This window comes from Anaeromassilibacillus sp. SJQ-5, assembly GCF_054108045.1.
Genome location: NZ_JBPJWQ010000001.1, coordinates 2,641,211 through 2,659,686 on the forward strand (window position 1 = coordinate 2,641,211; position 18,476 = coordinate 2,659,686).

An 18,476-nucleotide genomic window follows, 5' to 3' on the forward strand; every position below is an offset into this window, starting at 1 on the left:
GGGACTATTATGATTGCGTGCAGAAATCTGTCGAAAAATTACGGGGAAACACGGGTGCTTGAGAACTTCAGCTATACCTTTCCCGCCGCCGGCTTTGTCCTGCTGTATGGAGAAAGCGGCTGCGGGAAAACCACCCTGCTGAATATTTTGGCGGGCCTCATCCCGTTTGATAACGGCGCTGTTTGGGTCGGCGGCAAACGCTACGAAAAACAGGTGTCTAAAGAAGAGGTGCGCCCTTTTGTCGGCTATATCACGCAGGATCCCCACTTTGTCGATTATCTCACCGTAGAGGACAATTTACGGCTGTGCTCGGTGGACGACGAGGCCGTTTCCCTCCTCCTGCAGCGCTTCGAAATGGAGCGGGTGAGGGATCATTTTCCCGGCACGCTGAGCGGCGGCGAAAAGCAGCGCCTGGCCATTATGCAGGCCCTGCTCGCCGGAAAAGACGTGCTGATTCTGGACGAGCCGACTTCCGCGCTGGATAAAGAGAATAAGGAAAACCTGTTCCGAATCCTGGAAAAGCTGAAATCCGCCAAGCTGATTATTTGCAGCTCCCATGACGAGGAAGCCAGAAAGTACGCGGACGATGTTCTCGATTTTCACGCCCTCCGGCCGCCGGCCGAGGCCCTGCCGGATTTGCCGCCGCCCTGCGCCGCCGTTCCGGCGGTAGAACCGCCCAAAAGAAAGCTGTGGCCCTTTTTCAACCGGTGGTACACGTCCGGCCAGCGGGAGCGGCGTTCCAAATGGCAGCTGATCTTGGTTGTCGTGCTGGCCGTGTTCTGCGTCTGCCTGTGCGATACGCCGGAAAACAAGCTGCATTCCAATTTGGAATATACATACGGGCTCAACCAGCTCTCCATCGTCACCTCCGGCATTCAGGAGGCCACGCTGGCGCGCCTGCGCGCGGATCCGTCCGTCAAGGAGGTTGTGCTGCAATATAACCGGTCGGTTCCCTATGAGGCGGTGGAAGACGGCGGAACCGTGACGACCCCCTATGATTTGACGGTCGATACGCTGCCCATAAACCGGGACGCCTTCGCCCTCGCGGATCGAATCCAGTACGGTTCCTATTTCACCGGGCCCGACGAGGTGCTCCTTTCCGCGGAAAAAGCCGCGCAGCTCGGCGAGCCGGCGGATCTCATCGGCAGTGAACTCCAGCTGGATTTGTACGACAAAAGCTATCGGATGAAAATTCGGGGGATTTTCAAGCCCTTTACCAAAACGGAAAAGCAGTATCTGCGGGCCAGCGGCATCGGGAACGACGATTTCGGGAATGTCTTTATTAGCGGAGGGTTCACCGAAAGATATATAGCCGACACGGAATTTTTCACGCCTCACGGCGAACGGGTCTATGTGGTATACTACAGCTCCTTCTCGGCCATGCAGGAGGGCTGCGATTTCCTGCGCGCCTCCCTGCCGGATGCCATTGTCTCGTATACCGACATCGATCCCGACCTGCGTTCCCTGTTTGATAATCTGTTCGTGATCCTGTTTCCCATGGCCCTCGTGATTATCGCGCTGGCCGTCCTGTTCTACTTTCAAATGCAGAAAATCGAATTTCAGTATAACCGGCACATTTTTTCCGTTTACGATTATCTGGGCTATTCGTTCAAGGAGATCCGCCGCTGTCTGCTGCTTGGGAATCTGAAGGAAATGCTTATAATCCAGGCGGTTTCCCTGTTGATCGCCTTTCCCGTCATGCTCCTCGTCAATGCGGCGAATTCTCACTGGGTGGTTATCCCGTTTCAGCTGTTTACCTTCAACCTGGCGCTGCTGGCCGTCCTGATCGGCTTTATTCTGCTGCTCTGCGTGCTCTTGTCGGTTCGCACCATCCGCTCCATTCGCTCCGTCGGCTGGTATGCGGTTCTATTGGAACAGAGGGATTTGCTGTGATTCAACTTCAAGCCGTTACCAAATCGTACGGGGAAACCCCCGTGCTCAAAGGCATAAGCCATACCTTCTACCCTGGGAAAATATATGTGATAAAAGGCGTCAGCGGCTGCGGAAAATCCACCCTGTTGAATATTCTGGGGGGCCTGGACACCGCGTATCAAGGCGCGTATATCAGCAACGGGGTTTCCGTAAACTCCCTGGACCCTGATGAGATCAGCCGCTATCGCCGCTCCATAGGCTACCTGTTTCAAAACAGCCTGCTGCTGTCCCATATGACTATATGGGAAAATTTGCTGTTTATTGAAAATTGTCCGGAGCGCATCCGCCGCTGTGCGCGGGAACTGGGGGTGGAGGATCTGCTGACCAAGTTCCCCGATCAGCTGTCCGGCGGGGAGCGGCAGCGGATGGCCATGATACGGGCCCTCCTGCATAACCCCACCCTGATCCTGGCGGATGAGCCGACCGCCTCCCTGGATCGTGCCAATTCCCGCGCGCTGGCTCAAATGATGAATCGTCTGCGCTCAACGGGCGCCGTGGTCATCATTGCCACCCACGAGTCCTGTTTTGACGATATCGCGGATGAAATTCTCACGTTAGATTATGGGGCGATCGCCTCGGTGGTCACCCGCCCGTCCCCTCCTCCCCTTCCGGAGCCGGAGCCGCCCGCGCGGGACGACGGGCCGCACAAGGCCTATTCCCTCTTAAAATACGTGTATAAAAGAAGCCGGGAGAAGCTGCGGCCGCATAAGCTGCTTCCTCCCCTTCTCATTCTTTTGATCCTGCTGGCCGGTCTGTCTCTGCAAAGCAATTTTCAGCGGGAATTTATCCGTGGGATGACGGCCCGCTATCCCGTGACCGTTTTTCCGCTGACCCATAACCAATACGGCGAATTGGATGGCCGGTATGCCTTTGAGACCTATCAAAACTTCCGCGTCCAGGCCGAAGACTGCGTAGGCCTGCCGCTGCTGGAAAAGGCGCACAGCGGTCTGGCCTATGGCGGCGTTATTGCTTTCGGCCGCTTTCCGGAAGCTGGAAACGAGGTCTTGATTAATCAGCCCTATGCCAATCAGCTTCTGCATACCACCGATTATGCCAGCTGCGTGGGTAAAACCATTGTGCTTGGCGGCGCTTCCTACACCGTTTCCGGCGTTCTTTCCGCCCTGGAAACCCAGGAGCAGCAGGATCTGGTGTATGACAATCCCTATTACCGGGTGGAAACCGCAGCCAACGTATTTATTCCCTATGAAACGATCCGTCAAAGGGGGACGGAAGCGGCCTGTAACGAAATCCTGGTGCGGCTGGATACCGTTTACGAACAGAATTTGTATAAGCAGCTGCGTGCGGATTTGGGGAACCGCCCCATTTCCATTTGGGACGCCAAGGTCATGAACCTGCAATCGCTGATAGACAGCATTTCCCTGCTTGTCCTGGCCCTGGTTCTCCTGGTTGCCTTTGTCGCGCTGCTGTTTCTGTACAGCGAAATCCAGCTGGAGCTGTTCTACCGCCGCAGGGAAATCGGCTATTTGCAGGTGTTTAATATTCCCAGAAGCCGGGTGCAGGCCGGTATTATCCTGGAACGCTTGCTGCGCACGGCCGCGGCCATGGCCGGCGCGTTGATTCTCTTTCATCTCTTGGCCTTGGGCCTGCTTCTCCTGTTTGACGTGCATGCGTTTTTGCCCCTGCCCGCCCTTCTGGCGTTTGCCGCCGCCGTGCTGGGCTACAGCGCGTTGACCGCCGCCCTGCCCTGCCGGAAATTTCTTAAGCAGGATATCATCCGGCTGATCACCTGAATCCATCCGCCCCCTCAAGCCCTAAACGGCCCCTCCTGGCGTTTCCGCCGGGAGAGGCCGTTTATTCGTTCATTGCCCAGTGATTTGACCCGCGCCGTCTATTTTTCAAGGGCCTTTGTCCGCCCCTGCTTCATCCCTGCCGCTTGTGCAGCCAGACGGCCATTTCGCTGACCCCCCGGTTGGCAAAAGCAAAATATGGGATCAGCCGAATCTCGCAGGGCGTCCTGACCGGCTGCCGCGCCGGCTGATACAGAGCGTCCCCCTCCGGCTGCCTGCGCCAGCCCCTGACCACCAGCCGGTTCAGCCCCAGCTCTTGCGCGTACTCCAGCCGCGCCGCCGAAACGTCCTCGTCCAGCTCCAGCGCCCATAGGCCCTCGCCGTTGTCCACCGCCTCGGCGCAATAGATCACCGGCCCCCGCTGCACACAGCATTTTCCCGTGTCCGCCCGCACCAGCGGCGAGGCCTCTACCAATCGGGCCGTCATCTCCATGTCCAGCTCCAGCACGCACGCATCCTGTTCCACCGTCAGAACGGCATACCCGCCCTGAAGGGTATACGCGGCCTCCCGGCCGTCCAGGGTAAGCGCCGCCTTATCGCACCATCCGGGAAGGCGAAGCGCCAGCCGCCCTCCCCGCAGCCCGGAAACCTCCAGGCGGACATGGCCCTCCCAGGGATACGCCGTCTCCTGGCGGATGACGACCTCTCTTTCTCCCATGGGCAGCGTGGCCAGGCCGCTCATATACTGATGGACATACACGGTGCTGTCGTCCAATGTATAAAGCAAATCCCCCACCGACGCCATCAGCCGGGTGATGTTGGGCGGGCAGCAGGAGCAGCTAAACACCTCGACGCGCTGCACCGCGTCTTCCCGCTGCGGCTGGCCGGGATTCAGCAGCTGGGGAATGAGCTCCAGCGGATTGACATAGAAAAACTTTCGTCCGTCCAGGGAAACGCCGGACAGGAAGCCGTTATACAGCACCCGCTCCATCGTGTCCGCGTATAGGGAGTCCGCCTCCAGGCACAGCATGCGCCGGGCGAAGAAAATCAGTGCGATGGAGGCGCAGCTTTCCGCATACGCCGTCTGGTTGGGCAGGTCGTAATCGACGGTGAACGCCTCGCCATAGGCGGTGGAACCCACGCCGCCGGTGACGTACATGCGCCGGCGCACGATGTTGAGAAAAATCCGGCGGCAGGCCTCGAGCATCTCCTCGTCTTGATATTCATACGCCAAATCCGCCATGGCGCTGTACAGATACAGCGCCCGGACGCAGTGGCCCTCCGCCGTTTCCATCCGGCGCACCGGCAGATGATCCTGGGCATGTTTGGATGGGAACATCTCATACAGCCCTTCCTCATGCCGCCCCCGCTCCTCCACAAACCACCGGCTCAGCTCCAGATATCGCTTTTCACCGGTGTGGCGATACAGCTTTACCAGCGCCAGCTCGATCTCCTCATGCCCGGGGGTGACAAAAGCGGCGGACTTTTCGTCCTTGAATACACGCTCGATATAATCGGCGTACCGGCGCATCAGCCCAAGGAATTTTTCTTTGCCGGTGGCGCGGGCATAAGCCACGGCCGCCTCGAACAAGTGCCCGGCGCAGTACAGCTCGTGATCCGTCCGGCGGGTAAAGCGCGCCTCCGGCTCGCAGACGGTGAAATAGGTGTTGAAGTACCCGTCCGCCCCCTGATTGTCCGCGATGCGATCCACCAATTCGTCCACCGCCGCCTCCAGCTGGGGGTCCGGCTTCCTTTCCAGGATGAAAGCGGCGGCTTCCATCCATTTGGCCACGTCGGAATCCCAGTAAACGTGGGGCTTATTGGGCATTCCCTCTCGCCAATCGCAGCTCAAAGCGTCAAACCTCCCGGTTTCCTGAAACCGCTTATACACGTTCCAAATGGTAACGTCGCTGTTGATACGCTGCCGATCCTGCCAAAATCCTTGATCCAAATCCACCTGCTGAAAGGGAACCGCTTGGTATCTTTTCACCCTCATGCTCCTCTCTTTCGCTGAAAACAGGGATTTTCCTTGCGTTTGACATAGGCCTATAGTACTATTATAAACAGGCCTCTCGCACAGTACAAGAGAGAAAAAACGAGATGATAGGAGAAAATCCGGTATGATCGCTTTGGGTTCTCCCCCGATTTCCCTTTCCTATGTATCCTCCGGCCTGTTCGTGGCCCACGACGAATGGATTCACGCCGACCGGGTCATAGACTCCTGGGAACTGATCTATATGCTGAACGGCGCCGTTCACATGCGGCAGGCGGACGCCTCCTATACGCTGGAAAAGGGCGATTTGCTTCTGCTGCGTCCAGGCGTTCCCCACGGCGGCGTTCAAAGCAGCCCGGCGGGCGTCTCGTTCTATTGGGTGCATTTCCTCGTGTCCGACGCGACGGTTATGGCCCGGTTCCCCACCCACATGGCCTTTGCCGACGGCTACCGGTTCACTCCCCTGTTCAAGCAGCTGCTGCATATCGCGGGCGCCCCGTCGCCCTATCCGTTTCACGCCGCCGATCTGGCGGTGGGGCTGATTTTGGCGCAGGCCGCCGCCTCCAGCGCCGACGACATGCCCCAGGCGGCTCTGCTCAAGGACTGCGCCGAATGGATCCGTATCAACAGCGACCGGCGCATCACCGTGGCCATGGCCGCCGAGCGGTTCGGTTATCATCCGGATCACCTCAGCGCTCTGTTTCAAAAATGGCGGGGCACCCCCCTGAAACAATACATAGATGAGCAGCGTCTGCAGTATATCCGGAATCTGCTGCTCACCTCCAATTACAGCATCAAGCAGCTCGCCGCCTACCTGGGCTGGGAAAACGAAAACCAATTCACCCACTACTTTAAGTACCATGAGAAGATGAGCCCCACCCAATACCGCAGCCTGTACGTCAACACCCACCTGAATAAACGCTGACAGATAAAATCCCCCATACGGGCCGCGCTTCACGGCCTGTATGGGGATTCTCTCACGTGTCTTCAAGCGCCGTTTCCTACCACCCGCAGGGTGCTGCCCTGCGGGGTCTTGCTCACCACAATTTTCTGGTCGATGCGTTCCCGCAGCTCGTCCACGTGGGAGATGATGCCCACCAGCCGGTCATCCTCCGCCAGGCTGAGCAGGGTGTTCACCGCCGCGTCCAGGCTTTCCGCGTCCAGCGTGCCGAACCCCTCGTCCACGAACATGGCCTCGATGGAAATGCCTCCCGCCCGCCGCTGCACCACGTCGGACAAGCCCAGCGCCAGGGCCAGGGAGGCTTTGAAGCTCTCCCCGCCCGACAGGGAGCGCACCGATCGCGGCTTGCCGGTGTACTGATCCCGCACCCCCAGCTCCAGCCCACGGCTGGACAGATCCGTGTCCAACTCGTAGCGGATGAGCTGGTAGCGCCCCTGCGTCATCCGGGTCAGCCGTTTGTTGGCCTGCCGCAGGATCTGGTCGAAGAAGGCCGCCATCACATAGGCTTCGAAACGCACCTTGCGCACCCCCTTGGCACTGCCCGCCGCCACCCGGGCCAGCTCCTGCACCGTCCTGTGCCGGGGCAGGCGTTCGGCCAGCCGGGCGAGAATGTCCCGCAGCTCCCGGAGAATCCGCTGGTTGCTGTCTAGGCGGCTTCGGCCGCGGCCCGCCTGGGCGCGCAGCTCCTCGCTGGAGGCCGTGACCTCCAGCAGGGCCGTCTCCAGAGGGGCGGGATCCGCCGGCTGATCCCGGGTCTCCTCCTCCAGGCGGCACGCCTCCTGCCGCGTGTGACGCAGAAGGATCTCCTCCTCCTCCAGCCGCCCGCGCAGCGCGTCCCGCTCTTCGGGCGCCATCCGGGCGGCTTCGGCCTGTTCGTCGTCGGCAAAGCCCGCCGCCTCCCGCCCGGTCGTCCAGGCGGCTGCGGCCCGGGCCAGGGCTTCCTCCGCTCCCGTCAGGCGGCTTCGCAGCTCCTCGCCCCGGCCCTCCAGGGCCCGCAGGGATGCCGCGGCCTCCTCCCGGCCCTGCCGGGCGGCGGCCAGCCGGTTCTCCAGGGCCTCCCGCTCCCGGACGGCGGTCTCGAGGGCGGCTTCCACGTCCCGGCGGGCCGGGTAGGCCGCCGGGATGCTCCGTCCCGCCTCCTCCCGGGCCGCCCGGGCGGCGGCCAGGGCTTCCCGGGCGGTGGCCAGCCGTTCCTCCGCCTCGCCCCGCCGTGCTTCCGCCTCGTCCAGCGCCCGGCGGGCTTCCTCCAGCCGGGCGGGCAGCGCCGCCAGCCGTTCGGCCTTCCGCTGTCCAGCCGCCTCCCGGGCGGTCAGCGCCGCCAGCCGCTCCTCCTCTTGCCGCAGAGCGGGGGCCGTCTCCTCCCCGGCGGCGAGGCCCGCCGCCTCCCGCCGTTCCTCCAGGGCCTCCCGGTGGCTTTCGCACAGGGTGCGGGCCTGGGCCTCCTCCCGGTCGGCCAGGGCCGCTGCCTCCCCCGCCCGCTCGCTCTCCCGCCGGGCGGTTTCCACCGCCGCCTCGTCAGGTGCCTCCCCCGGCAGGGGGGCGGGTGACGGATGGTGGGGGCTGCCGCACACCGGGCAGGGCGTCCCCTCCTGCAAATCCCGGGCCAGCCACCCGGCCTGGGCCTGTAACTGGGCGATTTGGAGCTGAATCAGGCGGTATTGTGCGCGCGCCGCCTCTTCCCGGGCCGCTTCGGCGCGCTTTTGCGCGCTTTTGTGCGATAAAATCAGCCGTCTTTCCGTGGTTTCCCGCTCTAGGCAGTCGGCCAGCAGGGCCCGCCGGGCCTCGCTCTCCCGCCGGGCCTCCCGCGCCTCCGCCAAGGCCGCCCGTTCCCCCTCCAGGGCCTCCCGTTCGGCCTGTAATCCCGCATAAATGCTGGCTTTTTCGCTCATCGCGGCCCGCAGTTCCGCCGCTTCCTCCTCCCGCTTTACCGCCAGAAGGGAGGCGTCCTGCTCCGCTTTTTCCCGCTCGAGCAGCGCCTCATACCGGGGCAGCAGCGCCCGCAGCCCCGCCTCCGTCTCTCCAGCTTTCCGTCGTACCGGCTCCTCCTCGATTGCGGCCTGGAAAGCGGCCTCAGCCCGCATAAACGCTTGCTTTTCCTCCTCCAGGCGCCCGGCATTTTCCGCGTGATCCCGCTGCAAATCCGCCCGCAGATCCCGGGCGGCCCGCAGCCGCGCCGCCTCCCCCTCCAGCCGCGCCGCCCTCTCCGCCAGCTCCAAGGCCCGCCGCTCCTCCTCGAGCGCCGGCCCGCGCGCCTCCAGGGCAGCCAGTTTTTCACGGCAGGCCGCCAATTGGCGGCATTTTTCCGCCGTCTGCCGCGCCTGGGAGATGGCGGCGGCCAGCTCCTGCTGGCGGCGATCCGCCTCGGCCAGCCGCTGGCCCAGCGCCTCCAGCGCGGCCTCCTCCCGCCCGTTCTGCGCGGCGAGCAGGGCGCAGAGGCCCGTGTCCTCCGCCACCGGGCCGATAGCCTCCCCTGCCGCCTCCGCCTTTTCGCAGGCGGCATCCAGAGGGGTGCCTTCGTCCCGCTGGATCCAGCGGCAGCGGTCGGCGGCCTGCCGGTTGTCCTCTTCGACGGCCTGCCACAGCGCCTTCTCCTGCCGGGCCAGATCCTCCTGGACATCCAGGTACAGCTGGGTGCCGAACAGCCGCCGCAGGATGTCCTCCCGCTGCTTCTGCTCGGCGAGCAGCAGCCTCAGAAACTCCCCTTGGGCGAGCATGCACAGCTGCTTGAACTGGGGATAGGTCAGCCGCAGGATGTCCTCAATGCGCCGAGTGACCTCCTGGGTTTTGTACACCGGCGGCGCGTCGGGAAGCAGCAGCTCGGCCTCCGCGGGCCGGCGGGTGAAGCCCTCCCCCCGCCGCTTGGGAAGCAGCTGCTCGGGCTTGCGGGAGACGGTGTAGCTGAGGCCCCGGTGGGTGAACTCCAGGGTCACGGCCGTTTCAGCCCGGGGATCGGCGAAATCGCTGCGCAGGCTGCCGGTTTGCCGGTTCTCCCCGCTGCACTCCCCAAACAGGGCGTAGGCGATGGCGTCAAACAGGGTGGTCTTGCCCGCGCCGGTGTCCCCGGTGATGAGAAACACGCCGTGCAGGCGGGAAAAATCCACCTCCGTGCGCCCCGCGTAAGGGCCGAAAGCGGTCAGGACAAGCCTCACGGGCCTCATGGCTCCACCTCCAGGTTTTTCAGGGTCTGCGCCACAACCGCCCGCTGCTCCCCGGTCAGGGGGCGTCCGGTCATCTCCGCGTAAAACGCGGCGAACAGCTCCCCGACGGATTGCGGGGCGGCCTCGGCCTCGCCGGTCTCCTCGGCGCAGACGGCGGGCTGCGCCGTCTCCACATGCAGAAGATGGGGATACACCGCCCGCAGGCGTTCCGCCGGGTTGAGAGCATCCTCCTCCAGCACGGCCCAGATGTAGTCCTCCCGCCCGTCGGGATCCTCCAGGCCGGCCTGCATGAGGGCCGTCAGCTCCCCTTGGATCCGCCTGAGCTGCCGTCGAGGCACGATGGGCACCAGCTCGATGTCCACCCGCCCCTTTTCTCCCAGCGTCACCACCGGGAAGCTCTTGACGTGAGCGGCCTCGGACAGGGAATACCGCAAGGGGGACCCGGCGTAGCGCACCGTCTCTCTCCCCATTTTTTGCGCCCGGTGGAGATGCCCCAGGGCCACATAGTCGAAGGCGTCGAAGGCGGACGCGTCCACCGGCTCGCTCCCCCCGACGCAGGGGGTCTCGGAATCGCAGACGGCCGGCGTCAGCCCGCCGGCACAGACGAACTGATGGGCCACCAGGATGTTGCGGCAGGCGGGATCGGGCGGGGAAACCGCCAGGGCGGCCCGCACCGCCTCGTCGGTAGTGGCAACGTCTTCCCCCAAGGCGGCGCGCACCATCACCGGCTTCAAAAAGGGAAGCAGGTATACCCGCACCGGCCCATAGGCATCCCGCAGCTCCACGACCGGCAGGGTGCCGTCATAGGGGCCGGCCATGTGAATCCCCTCGGAGGCGAACAGACGGCTGCCGAAGGCCAGCCGCTCGGGCGAATCGTGATTGCCCGGCACGGCCAGCACGGGGATGCCGGCCCGGTGCAGGGCGCACCAGAACTCATCCAGAACCTGCACCGCCTCGGCCGGCGGCACCGACCGGTCGTATATGTCTCCGGCCAGGAGCACCGCATCCACGGCGTTGGCCGCGGCGTAATCCGCCAGATAGCGAAGGAATGCCCGCTGCTCCTCCAGCATGGACACCTCCAGCACAAATTTGCCCAAATGCAGATCGCCCAGATGAATCAGCCGCATGGGCTCCGCCCCCCTTTCCGTTCCTACAAATATATCTCCACAAAGACCCGCCACACGGCCGGGGCGTCCAGCTCCCGGCAGGCTTTCAGGAGCCGCCGGAGCGCCGACGGCTCCTCCTCCGCTTTTACCCGTTCGGGAAAGGCGGCCCGCCCTAGCTCCATCAGGGTGCGGGCGCAGCGCTCGGGCGCTTTTTCCAGCCCGCCGAGCGTGATGGTCACCGCTGTTTTCAACGCCGCCTGCTTGAGCCTAACCTCCAGAGTCATCCCCTCATCCCCTTGCCACTTAGTCGAACCGCCATCCCGCCGGCGATCCTTCTTCATGATAACGCCGACACGGCCAGACAGGCTATAGACAAAACGCCCGGGCTGTCGCAAAGCGCGGCAATCCGGGCGGGAAATTCAGGGTTTCTGCCGTTTTTCTTCCTGGGCATCCGATTCCTTGACGATATACAGCGGCCGCTTTTTGGTTTCCAGATAGGTCTTGGACACATACTGTCCAAGCACGCCGACACAGAACAGCTGGACACCCCCGATGAAAAAGATGATACAGACCAGGGACGGGTACCCGGCCACCGGATCCCCCCATATCAGGGTTTTCAAAATGAACACACAGATCATAATGAAGGAGACGATACAGAACAGGATGCCCAGGAAGGAGGAGATGGCCAAGGGCACGGCGGAAAAGGCCGTGATCCCCTCCAGAGAATATTTAAACAGCTTCCAAAAACTCCATTTTGTCTGCCCGGCCGCCCGCTCGACGTTCTCGTATTCTAGCCATTTGGTATCGAAGCCAACCCAGCTGAATATGCCTTTGGAAAAGCGGTTATACTCGCTCAGCTGAAGGATCGCATCGGTCATTTGCCGGGTCATCATCCGGAAATCTCGGGCGCCGTCTACAATTTCGGTATTGGAAATTCGATTGATCAGCCGGTAAAACATTCGGGCGAAGAAGGACCGGATGGGGGGCTCTCCCTTACGCGAGACGCGCCGGGTGGCCACGCAGTCCACCGGTTCCTCCATCAGCGTCCGCACCATCTCTTCGAGCATGGCTGGGGGATCCTGCAAATCCGCGTCCATCAGGGCCACGTAGTCGCCGCCGGCCCGGCGCAAGCCGGCGTATATGGCGGCCTCCTTGCCGAAGTTGCGGGAAAAGGAGAGGTAATGCACCCGCCCGTCCTTCTCACTCAGCCCCCGCAGGAGACCGAGCGTTCCGTCCCGGGAGCCGTCATTGACAAAGACAAACTCACACAGCAACTCATAACGGCTTTGCAGAGACTGGGCCACCGCACATAGTTCTTTATACAGAAGGGGCAAAGATTCCTGTTCGTTGTAGCAGGGAATCACGACCGAGAGCTTGCGCATGCATGGTTCCTTTCCGGCCGCTCACAGCATGACGCTCATGGCAGGCCGCCGTATTTGGAATGCGGACACGATTCCATTATAGGGGCGCACCGTCCCCCGATCGGTATTTTATTATATCGCCTTTGAAGAAAAATGTCCATCCTCTCCTGCCGCGTCCGGCGGAAATCCGGACAAATGCGGCCAGTTGTCTAGTTACATTCTCCGGGTTTTGTGGTATAATAACCTCCGTAACCGGCGCGGTGGTACGCGCCGAACCGCGCGGCTGTGCGGTTGCCGGAAAGCGACGCTTTCCGGTACGGAGAACATTGAACCACTCCGGAACGGTCGGAGCCGTTCCGGACTAAGGTAGGCAGCACGCTGCACGTGCCGCTTTGTGGTATAGTAAACTTGCCGGGCGGGCACTGCCCCGCGCCGCATCATTATGAAGGCAAAGGAGCCGATGAACATGACGACACTCAGCGAAGGCTTGAAAACCATCTTTTTAGCGGGCGTGGGCGCCGTGGCGGTCACTGCCGAAAAATCCAAGGAAATCATTGACGATCTGGTCAAAAAGGGCGAGCTGACCATGGAGCAGGGCAAGGTGCTCAACGAGGAGCTCAAACGGGACATCAAGGAAAAGGTAAAGGAAACAGTCACCGTTCAGGTGGTGAAGGAAGCCCCGGAGGGGGACATTCTCAGCCAGGTGGACAGCATGAGCCGGGAAGACAGGCAGGCCCTGAAGGAAAAGCTGGCCGCCATGGAGGACGCCGATGAAGCAGCCGAGGGAGACGCCGCCGACGGCGAATGACGCCGCCCCGGCCGGACGGCCGGAGGAAACCCAAAACCGCCTGAAGGAAATCCTGCAGGTGCTGGCCCGTCATGACATCGTCAAGGGGATGACCCCCGAAAAGCTGCGGAACATCGTGGAGGATCTGGGACCCACCTTTGTCAAGCTGGGGCAGATCATGTCCATGCGGCAGGATATGCTCCCGGCGGCCTACTGCCGGGAGCTGTCCAAGCTGCGCACCGAGGTCAGCCCCATGCCCTTCGACGAGGTGCGGCAGGTCATCGAGGAGGAGTATGACACCCGGCTGGAACGGGTTTTCGCCTCCTTCGACAGGCAGCCGCTGGGCGCCGCCTCCATCGCGCAGGCCCACGCCGCCGTCCTGCGGGACGGCTCGCCGGTGGTGGTAAAGGTGCAGCGGCAGGGCATCCGGGACGTAATGGCCCGGGACATCCAGCTGCTGCGCAAGGCGGCCCGCATACTCAAGGCGACGTCGAGCGCGGGAAACGCCCTGGATTTCGGCGTTATCCTCAACGAAATGTGGGCGGTGGCCCAGCAGGAAATGGATTTCCTTATCGAGGCCCGCAATGCCGGCGAATTCTACAAGCTCAACCAGGACGTGGCCTATGTGACCTGCCCGCAAATCCACAGTCAGGTCACCACCTCCCGGGTGCTGGTGATGGAATACATCGAGGGCTTCGATCTGGATCGGCCGGACATTCTGACGGACAACGGCTACGACCTGGAGGAAATCGGCCTCAAGCTAGCGGACAATTATGTCAAACAAATCATCGACGACGGCTTCTTCCACGCGGATCCCCATCCGGGGAACCTCCGCATCCGGGAGGGGCAGATCGTCTTTCTCGACCTGGGAATGATGGGCCGGCTGAGCCAGCGGGACAAAAACCTGTTCCGCCAGGCGGTGCGGGCCATCGCGGAGCACAACGTGAACGCCCTCAAGGACGTCCTGCTCACCCTAGGGGTGCACAACGGGCGCATCAACCACACCCGTCTGTACGGGGATATCGAGGATCTTTTGACCCAGTACGGCAGCATGGGGCTGGCGGACATGGATCTGGGCCGGATGCTGGAGGAATTCCTGGGGCTGGCCAACGGCCACGGTATCTCCATGCCGGAGGGGGTGACCATGCTCACCCGAGGCATGCTGACCATCCAGGGGGTGCTGGCCTCTCTGGCACCGGAGCTGAATCTCGTGCAGATTATGGCCAACCGGATGCTGGGAGAGGCGGCGCGGGATTTCGACCTGCTGGCGGAGCTGAAGGACGGAGGAAAGACTCTGGCCGCGTCGGGACGCAAGGCGGTGGCCCTGCCTGCCCAGCTGTCCGATCTGCTGGGTATGACCATCAAGGGGCAAACCAAGGTCAACCTGGAGCTGACCGGATCGGACGAGCCGCTGGCCCAGGTGGATCGGATGGTCAACAAGCTGGTGCTGGCCCTGTTGTCCGCCGCGCTGCTGGTGGGTTCGAGCCTCATCTGCACCACCGATATGAAGCCGAAGCTGCTGGGCATCCCCATGCTGGGCGCTTTCGGATTTTTCATCGCCCTCATCCTGATGGGCTACCTGCTGGTGGACACCTTCCGGAAAAAGCGCCGAAAAAAATAAGCAAAAAAAGCCCGCCGCACGCTCGCAGGGAGCGCGGCGGGCTTTTTGCCGGCCGGCGGGTGCGCTCTTACCGCCAGGAATCCGCCTTCTTCGACAAGTCTCTTTACAAATTTTTTACAAAATACTTGACACGAGGCGCGGATGCGATATACAATATATGCTAAGGGATTTTATTGTTTCCCCAGGGAAACGGATCCTGCACTATCCCAGCCGCCGGACAGGAACTCCTGGCCGGCTGGAATCTCCCCGCAAGGGTTTTCATCCGCCGCCTGTTGGTTTTGGCGGATTTTGGTATACGGAAGCTGTGTTCCTATATTACGAGCGGCCGCCGCGTCTCCGCGAGCGGCTGATAGTGGTGGAATATACAACCTAGCCATGTGAAAAAGCTGAAAACCTACATATTGCACACAGGGAGATTCTGCGCCCATCTGCAAGGCTTTATCCCGCGCGGTTCCGTTTCGGGACGGTGGGAGAGGGCTTTTGTCGGCTTTCGGCCGACGGCGAAGGGGCGGCAGAATTTTTTGTTTTCCGGAGATTGCCGGGAACAAAGCGCCGCCTCGATTCCTTAGAGAATAGAAATTAGAAAACGTAGGAGGTGCATGAATTCCGTATGGAGGTACAGTTGATTGTCGCGATCCTGCTGTGCGTGGCGGGGCTGATCGTCGGCGGCGTAGTCGCCGGGTTGGTCGCTTTCAAGGCGGGGATCGCTCACCGGAAAAAAGAGGCCGAGGTGGCCATCGGTTCGGCGGAGGCCGAAGCGGAGCGGATCCGCAAGGATGCGGAGCTGCAGGCGGATTCCAAAAAGAAAGAGGCCCTGCTGGAGGCGAAGGACGAAATCCACCGGCTGCGTTCCGAAGCGGAACGGGAGCTGAAGGATCGGCGCAGCGATGTGCAGCGGCAGGAGCGCCGCGTGCAGCAAAAGGAAGAAACCCTGGACCGCAAGATTGAAAACTACGAGAAAAAAGAGGAAGCCATCGGGCAGAAGCAGAAGGACATCGAGGCCCGTCTCGAGGACGTCGAAAACCTCAAAAAGGGCCAGTTTGAAATGCTCGAGCGCATTTCCGGCTTCACCAAGGAGCAGGCGAAGGAGTATCTGCTCAGCAACCTGACGGACGAGCTGATGCATGACAAGGCGGTCAAGATCGCGGAGATTGAGGCCCAGCTCAAGGACGAAGCGGACATGCGGGCCCGCACCCTCATCTCCCACGCCATCCAGCGGGTGGCTGCGGACCAGGTGACGGAAACCACCGTTTCGGTGGTGCCGCTGCCCAACGACGAGATGAAGGGCCGCATCATCGGCCGGGAAGGGCGGAACATCCGCGCCATCGAAACCTTGACGGGCGTGGATCTGATCATCGACGACACCCCGGAGGCCATCACGCTCTCCGGTTTCGATCCGGTGCGGCGGGAAATCGCCCGTATCGCGCTGGAACGGCTGATTTCCGACGGGCGCATCCATCCGGCGCGCATCGAGGAAATGGTGGAAAAGGCCCGCCGCGAGGTGGAGGCCACCATCAAATCCGAGGGCGAGCGCGCGGTGCTCGAGACCGGGCTGCACGGTATCCATCCGGAGGTCATGCGGCTGCTCGGCCGGCTGCGTTACCGCACGAGTTACGGGCAGAACGTGCTCAACCACTCCATGGAGGTGGCGTTCCTGTCCGGCATGATGGCCAGCGAGTTGGGCATCGACCCAGTCATCGCCCGCCGCGCCGGTCTCCTGCATGACATCGGCAAGGCGGTGGACCACGAGGTGGAGGGCTCCCACGTGGAAATCGGCGTGGATATCGCCCGCAAGTACAAGGAGAGCGAAGCTGTCGTACACGCCATTCAAGCCCACCACGGCGACGTGGAAGCCGCCACAGTGGTGGCGTGCCTGGTGCAGGCAGCGGATGCGATTTCCGCGGCCCGGCCCGGCGCCCGCCGCGAGAATCTGGAAAACTACATCAAACGGCTGGAGAAGCTGGAAGAGCTGGCCAACGAGTTTGACGGCGTGGAGCGGTCCTTCGCCATCCAGGCGGGGCGCGAGGTGCGCATTATCGTGCGGCCCGATCTGGTCAACGACGACCAAATGACCCTGCTCGCCCGCGATATTGCCAAAAAGATCGAGGCCAACCTCGATTATCCCGGCCAAATCAAGGTGCATCTCATCCGCGAGAACCGCGCCGTAGAATTTGCCAAATAGTTTGGAAAACGGCGCCCGGCAGGGCGCCGTTCAGTCTGTCGAAAAAGGGGAATCCGCCGTTCGGAAAACGAAAAAAGCGGGGGCGGGTTACCGATCGGTGTTTGCGAGGACATGTGCCTCGCAAACACACCTTATAGGCGAAAACCGGCGGAAACACACGTGTTTCCGCCGGTTTTCAAGAGCAGGGGTGGCACTGGCGGGGACAGAGGGAACAAGGCGAACGTCAGTGAGCCGTCGTGATCCGGCGTCCCCGTCCAGCAGCTTGTCGACTTTGTCGACAAGCTGAGCGGCGCCCGGCAGGGCGCCGTTTTTACGTCAGAGGCCCGGCCTAAGCCGGTTTGGGAAAGGGGAAACCACATGATCATCTTATGTGTCGGCGACGTGGTCGGCGGTGCGGGCTGTCAGCATTTGCGCCGGGTGCTGCCGGTGGTGAAGCGGCAGTACGGCGTGGACATCTGCATCGTCAACGGCGAAAACGCGGCCGACGGCAACGGCATCACGCCGGCGGCGGCCGCCCACATCTTGGACAGCGGGGCGGACGTGATTACCGGCGGCAACCACACCTTCCGACGGCGGGAATTCTACGAAGTGCTGGACGAGACGCCCTATATACTGCGGCCGGCCAATTATCCCGCGAGCGCGCCGGGCCGGGGGCTGTATGTAGTGGATAAGGGCCGGTACCAGCTGGCGGTTATCAATCTTATCGGGCTGGTATACATGGAGCCGCTGGCGTGCCCGTTCGAGACGCTGGATCGGCTGTTGGAGGAAGCGGGACGTCCCAAGTTTTGTGTGGTGGATTTTCACGCGGAAGCCACGGCGGAGAAAAAAGCCCTGGCCTACTACGCGGACGGGCGGATTTCGGCGCTGTTCGGCACCCATACCCACACCCAGACGGCGGACGAACAGACTTTGCCGGGCGGGACGGGATTTCTCACCGACGTGGGAATGACCGGGCCGAAGCGCTCCGTACTCGGGGTGCGGCCGGATCAGTCCATCGCCAAGATGAAGGACAAGCTGCCGGTGCGGTTCGCCACGGCGGACGGCCCTTGCCGGATGGACGCGGTGCTGCTGGAGCTGGACGACAAGACGGGGCGTACGGCGCATATCTCCCGGCTGCAAATCGAATAAATCAAAAAGCAGGCGGGGAAAAGCCCCGTCTGCTTTTTGATCCGCTTATTGCTGCGCGGCAAACTTCTGCTTTACCTGCTGAATCTTCTGCTGCTCCGCCTGCTCAGTGGGATACCAGCCTTTGGCGGTCATTTTCTTATAGATATCGTCCTGCATGCACAGGCTGTCGCCCAGGGCCTTGTTGAAAGCCGAGCGGACATTGGCCGTGCCGGATTCGATGGTGCCGTGCATGTACAGATCGCACACGCCTTTTTCCACCAGGAGCAGGTTCTCCATCAAACATTTATCATCCATGTTGCAGCCTCCTTCTCTTACACCAGCTGATAAAACTGGTTGAACAAATCCTGATGTTTGGTCGCCATCTGCTGCACGCAGTTCTTAAGCTCCGCGTCCTGCAGCTGCTGCGCGGTTTCCTGGCATTTGGTCTGCATAAATTTCGCATGGCCGAGGGCATCCTCGATATAGAGCAGTTCTTTCGGGCTCATGTTCGGTTCTCCTT

Annotated in this window: 14 protein-coding genes; 7 read left to right on the forward strand and 7 right to left on the reverse strand. The window is 61.9% G+C overall.

Translation table 11 applies throughout. The features are described from left to right. Nucleotides 1–9 precede the first annotated feature (9 nt). Together ACSAMM_RS11385 and ACSAMM_RS11390 are read left to right on the forward strand one after the other, a co-directional pair. Complete coding sequence (locus tag ACSAMM_RS11385; protein ID WP_457791487.1) at nt 10–1,893, forward strand: ATP-binding cassette domain-containing protein; 1,884 nt, start codon at nt 10–12, stop codon at nt 1,891–1,893. Beyond that, entirely contained in the window at nt 1,890–3,683 is a 1,794-nt protein-coding gene (locus ACSAMM_RS11390) for an ATP-binding cassette domain-containing protein (protein WP_457791489.1), read from the forward strand. Before ACSAMM_RS11385 ends, ACSAMM_RS11390 begins: the two co-directional genes overlap by 4 nt. A gap of 130 nt (nt 3,684–3,813) precedes the next feature. Here the strand turns inward: ACSAMM_RS11390 and ACSAMM_RS11395 are convergent, their stop codons facing one another. Beyond that, on the reverse strand, nt 3,814–5,670 hold the full coding sequence (locus ACSAMM_RS11395; protein WP_457791491.1) for a glycoside hydrolase family 127 protein: 1,857 nt from the start codon (nt 5,668–5,670) through the stop codon (nt 3,814–3,816). Between the two features lie 130 nt (nt 5,671–5,800). Between ACSAMM_RS11395 and ACSAMM_RS11400 the strand changes: the two genes are divergently transcribed. Next, nucleotides 5,801–6,598, forward strand: coding sequence for an AraC family transcriptional regulator (locus ACSAMM_RS11400; RefSeq protein ID WP_457791493.1), 798 nt, complete (start codon nt 5,801–5,803; stop codon nt 6,596–6,598). A gap of 62 nt (nt 6,599–6,660) precedes the next feature. Here the strand turns inward: ACSAMM_RS11400 and ACSAMM_RS11405 are convergent, their stop codons facing one another. From ACSAMM_RS11405 to ACSAMM_RS11420, 4 genes are all read right to left on the reverse strand, one after another. Beyond that, nucleotides 6,661–9,792, reverse strand: coding sequence for an AAA family ATPase (locus tag ACSAMM_RS11405; protein WP_457791494.1), 3,132 nt, complete (start codon nt 9,790–9,792; stop codon nt 6,661–6,663). Beyond that, a complete protein-coding gene (locus ACSAMM_RS11410; RefSeq protein WP_457791496.1) occupies nt 9,789–10,919 on the reverse strand; it encodes an exonuclease SbcCD subunit D in 1,131 nt (376 codons plus the stop codon). Before ACSAMM_RS11410 ends, ACSAMM_RS11405 begins: the two co-directional genes overlap by 4 nt. Before the next feature lie 23 nt (nt 10,920–10,942). Beyond that, entirely contained in the window at nt 10,943–11,182 is a 240-nt protein-coding gene (locus tag ACSAMM_RS11415) for a hypothetical protein (protein ID WP_457791498.1), read from the reverse strand. Between the two features lie 135 nt (nt 11,183–11,317). Continuing rightward, on the reverse strand, nt 11,318–12,280 hold the full coding sequence (locus ACSAMM_RS11420; protein ID WP_178724377.1) for a glycosyltransferase: 963 nt from the start codon (nt 12,278–12,280) through the stop codon (nt 11,318–11,320). A gap of 445 nt (nt 12,281–12,725) precedes the next feature. On the opposite strand from ACSAMM_RS11420, the gene ACSAMM_RS11425 reads away from it, so the two are divergent. From ACSAMM_RS11425 to ACSAMM_RS11440, 4 genes are all read left to right on the forward strand, one after another. Continuing rightward, nucleotides 12,726–13,067 (forward strand): phasin family protein, encoded by a 342-nt coding sequence (locus tag ACSAMM_RS11425; protein ID WP_457792184.1) that lies wholly within the window; start codon nt 12,726–12,728, stop codon nt 13,065–13,067. Further along, nucleotides 13,030–14,667: an ABC1 kinase family protein gene (locus ACSAMM_RS11430; protein ID WP_457791500.1), complete on the forward strand. Its 1,638-nt coding sequence runs from the start codon at nt 13,030–13,032 to the stop codon at nt 14,665–14,667. Before ACSAMM_RS11425 ends, ACSAMM_RS11430 begins: the two co-directional genes overlap by 38 nt. A gap of 610 nt (nt 14,668–15,277) precedes the next feature. Continuing rightward, on the forward strand, nt 15,278–16,849 hold the full coding sequence (gene rny / locus ACSAMM_RS11435) for a ribonuclease Y (RefSeq protein ID WP_457791502.1): 1,572 nt from the start codon (nt 15,278–15,280) through the stop codon (nt 16,847–16,849). A gap of 357 nt (nt 16,850–17,206) precedes the next feature. Then, nucleotides 17,207–17,977: a TIGR00282 family metallophosphoesterase gene (locus tag ACSAMM_RS11440; protein ID WP_457791503.1), complete on the forward strand. Its 771-nt coding sequence runs from the start codon at nt 17,207–17,209 to the stop codon at nt 17,975–17,977. 45 nt (nt 17,978–18,022) lie between these two features. Here the strand turns inward: ACSAMM_RS11440 and ACSAMM_RS11445 are convergent, their stop codons facing one another. Beyond that, entirely contained in the window at nt 18,023–18,271 is a 249-nt protein-coding gene (locus ACSAMM_RS11445; protein WP_178724369.1) for a spore coat protein, read from the reverse strand. A gap of 17 nt (nt 18,272–18,288) precedes the next feature. Continuing rightward, nucleotides 18,289–18,462 (reverse strand): hypothetical protein, encoded by a 174-nt coding sequence (locus ACSAMM_RS11450; RefSeq protein ID WP_178724367.1) that lies wholly within the window; start codon nt 18,460–18,462, stop codon nt 18,289–18,291. Between the last annotated feature and the right edge of the window lie 14 nt (nt 18,463–18,476).

Excerpts from the sequence above, each read along its gene's own strand:
- ACSAMM_RS11385 (WP_457791487.1), top strand. The coding sequence starts at position 10 with ATGATTGCGTGCAGAAATCTGTCGAAAAATTACGGGGAAACACGGGTG.
- ACSAMM_RS11400 (WP_457791493.1), top strand. The coding sequence starts at position 5,801 with ATGATCGCTTTGGGTTCTCCCCCGATTTCCCTTTCCTATGTATCCTCC.
- ACSAMM_RS11405 (WP_457791494.1), bottom strand. The coding sequence starts at position 9,792 with ATGAGGCCCGTGAGGCTTGTCCTGACCGCTTTCGGCCCTTACGCGGGG.
- ACSAMM_RS11410 (WP_457791496.1), bottom strand. The coding sequence starts at position 10,919 with ATGCGGCTGATTCATCTGGGCGATCTGCATTTGGGCAAATTTGTGCTG.
- ACSAMM_RS11415 (WP_457791498.1), bottom strand. The coding sequence starts at position 11,182 with ATGACTCTGGAGGTTAGGCTCAAGCAGGCGGCGTTGAAAACAGCGGTG.
- ACSAMM_RS11420 (WP_178724377.1), bottom strand. The coding sequence starts at position 12,280 with ATGCGCAAGCTCTCGGTCGTGATTCCCTGCTACAACGAACAGGAATCT.
- ACSAMM_RS11425 (WP_457792184.1), top strand. The coding sequence starts at position 12,726 with ATGACGACACTCAGCGAAGGCTTGAAAACCATCTTTTTAGCGGGCGTG.
- ACSAMM_RS11430 (WP_457791500.1), top strand. The coding sequence starts at position 13,030 with ATGAAGCAGCCGAGGGAGACGCCGCCGACGGCGAATGACGCCGCCCCG.
- rny (WP_457791502.1), top strand. The coding sequence starts at position 15,278 with ATGGAGGTACAGTTGATTGTCGCGATCCTGCTGTGCGTGGCGGGGCTG.
- ACSAMM_RS11440 (WP_457791503.1), top strand. The coding sequence starts at position 17,207 with ATGATCATCTTATGTGTCGGCGACGTGGTCGGCGGTGCGGGCTGTCAG.
- ACSAMM_RS11445 (WP_178724369.1), bottom strand. The coding sequence starts at position 18,271 with ATGGATGATAAATGTTTGATGGAGAACCTGCTCCTGGTGGAAAAAGGC.
- ACSAMM_RS11450 (WP_178724367.1), bottom strand. The coding sequence starts at position 18,462 with ATGAGCCCGAAAGAACTGCTCTATATCGAGGATGCCCTCGGCCATGCG.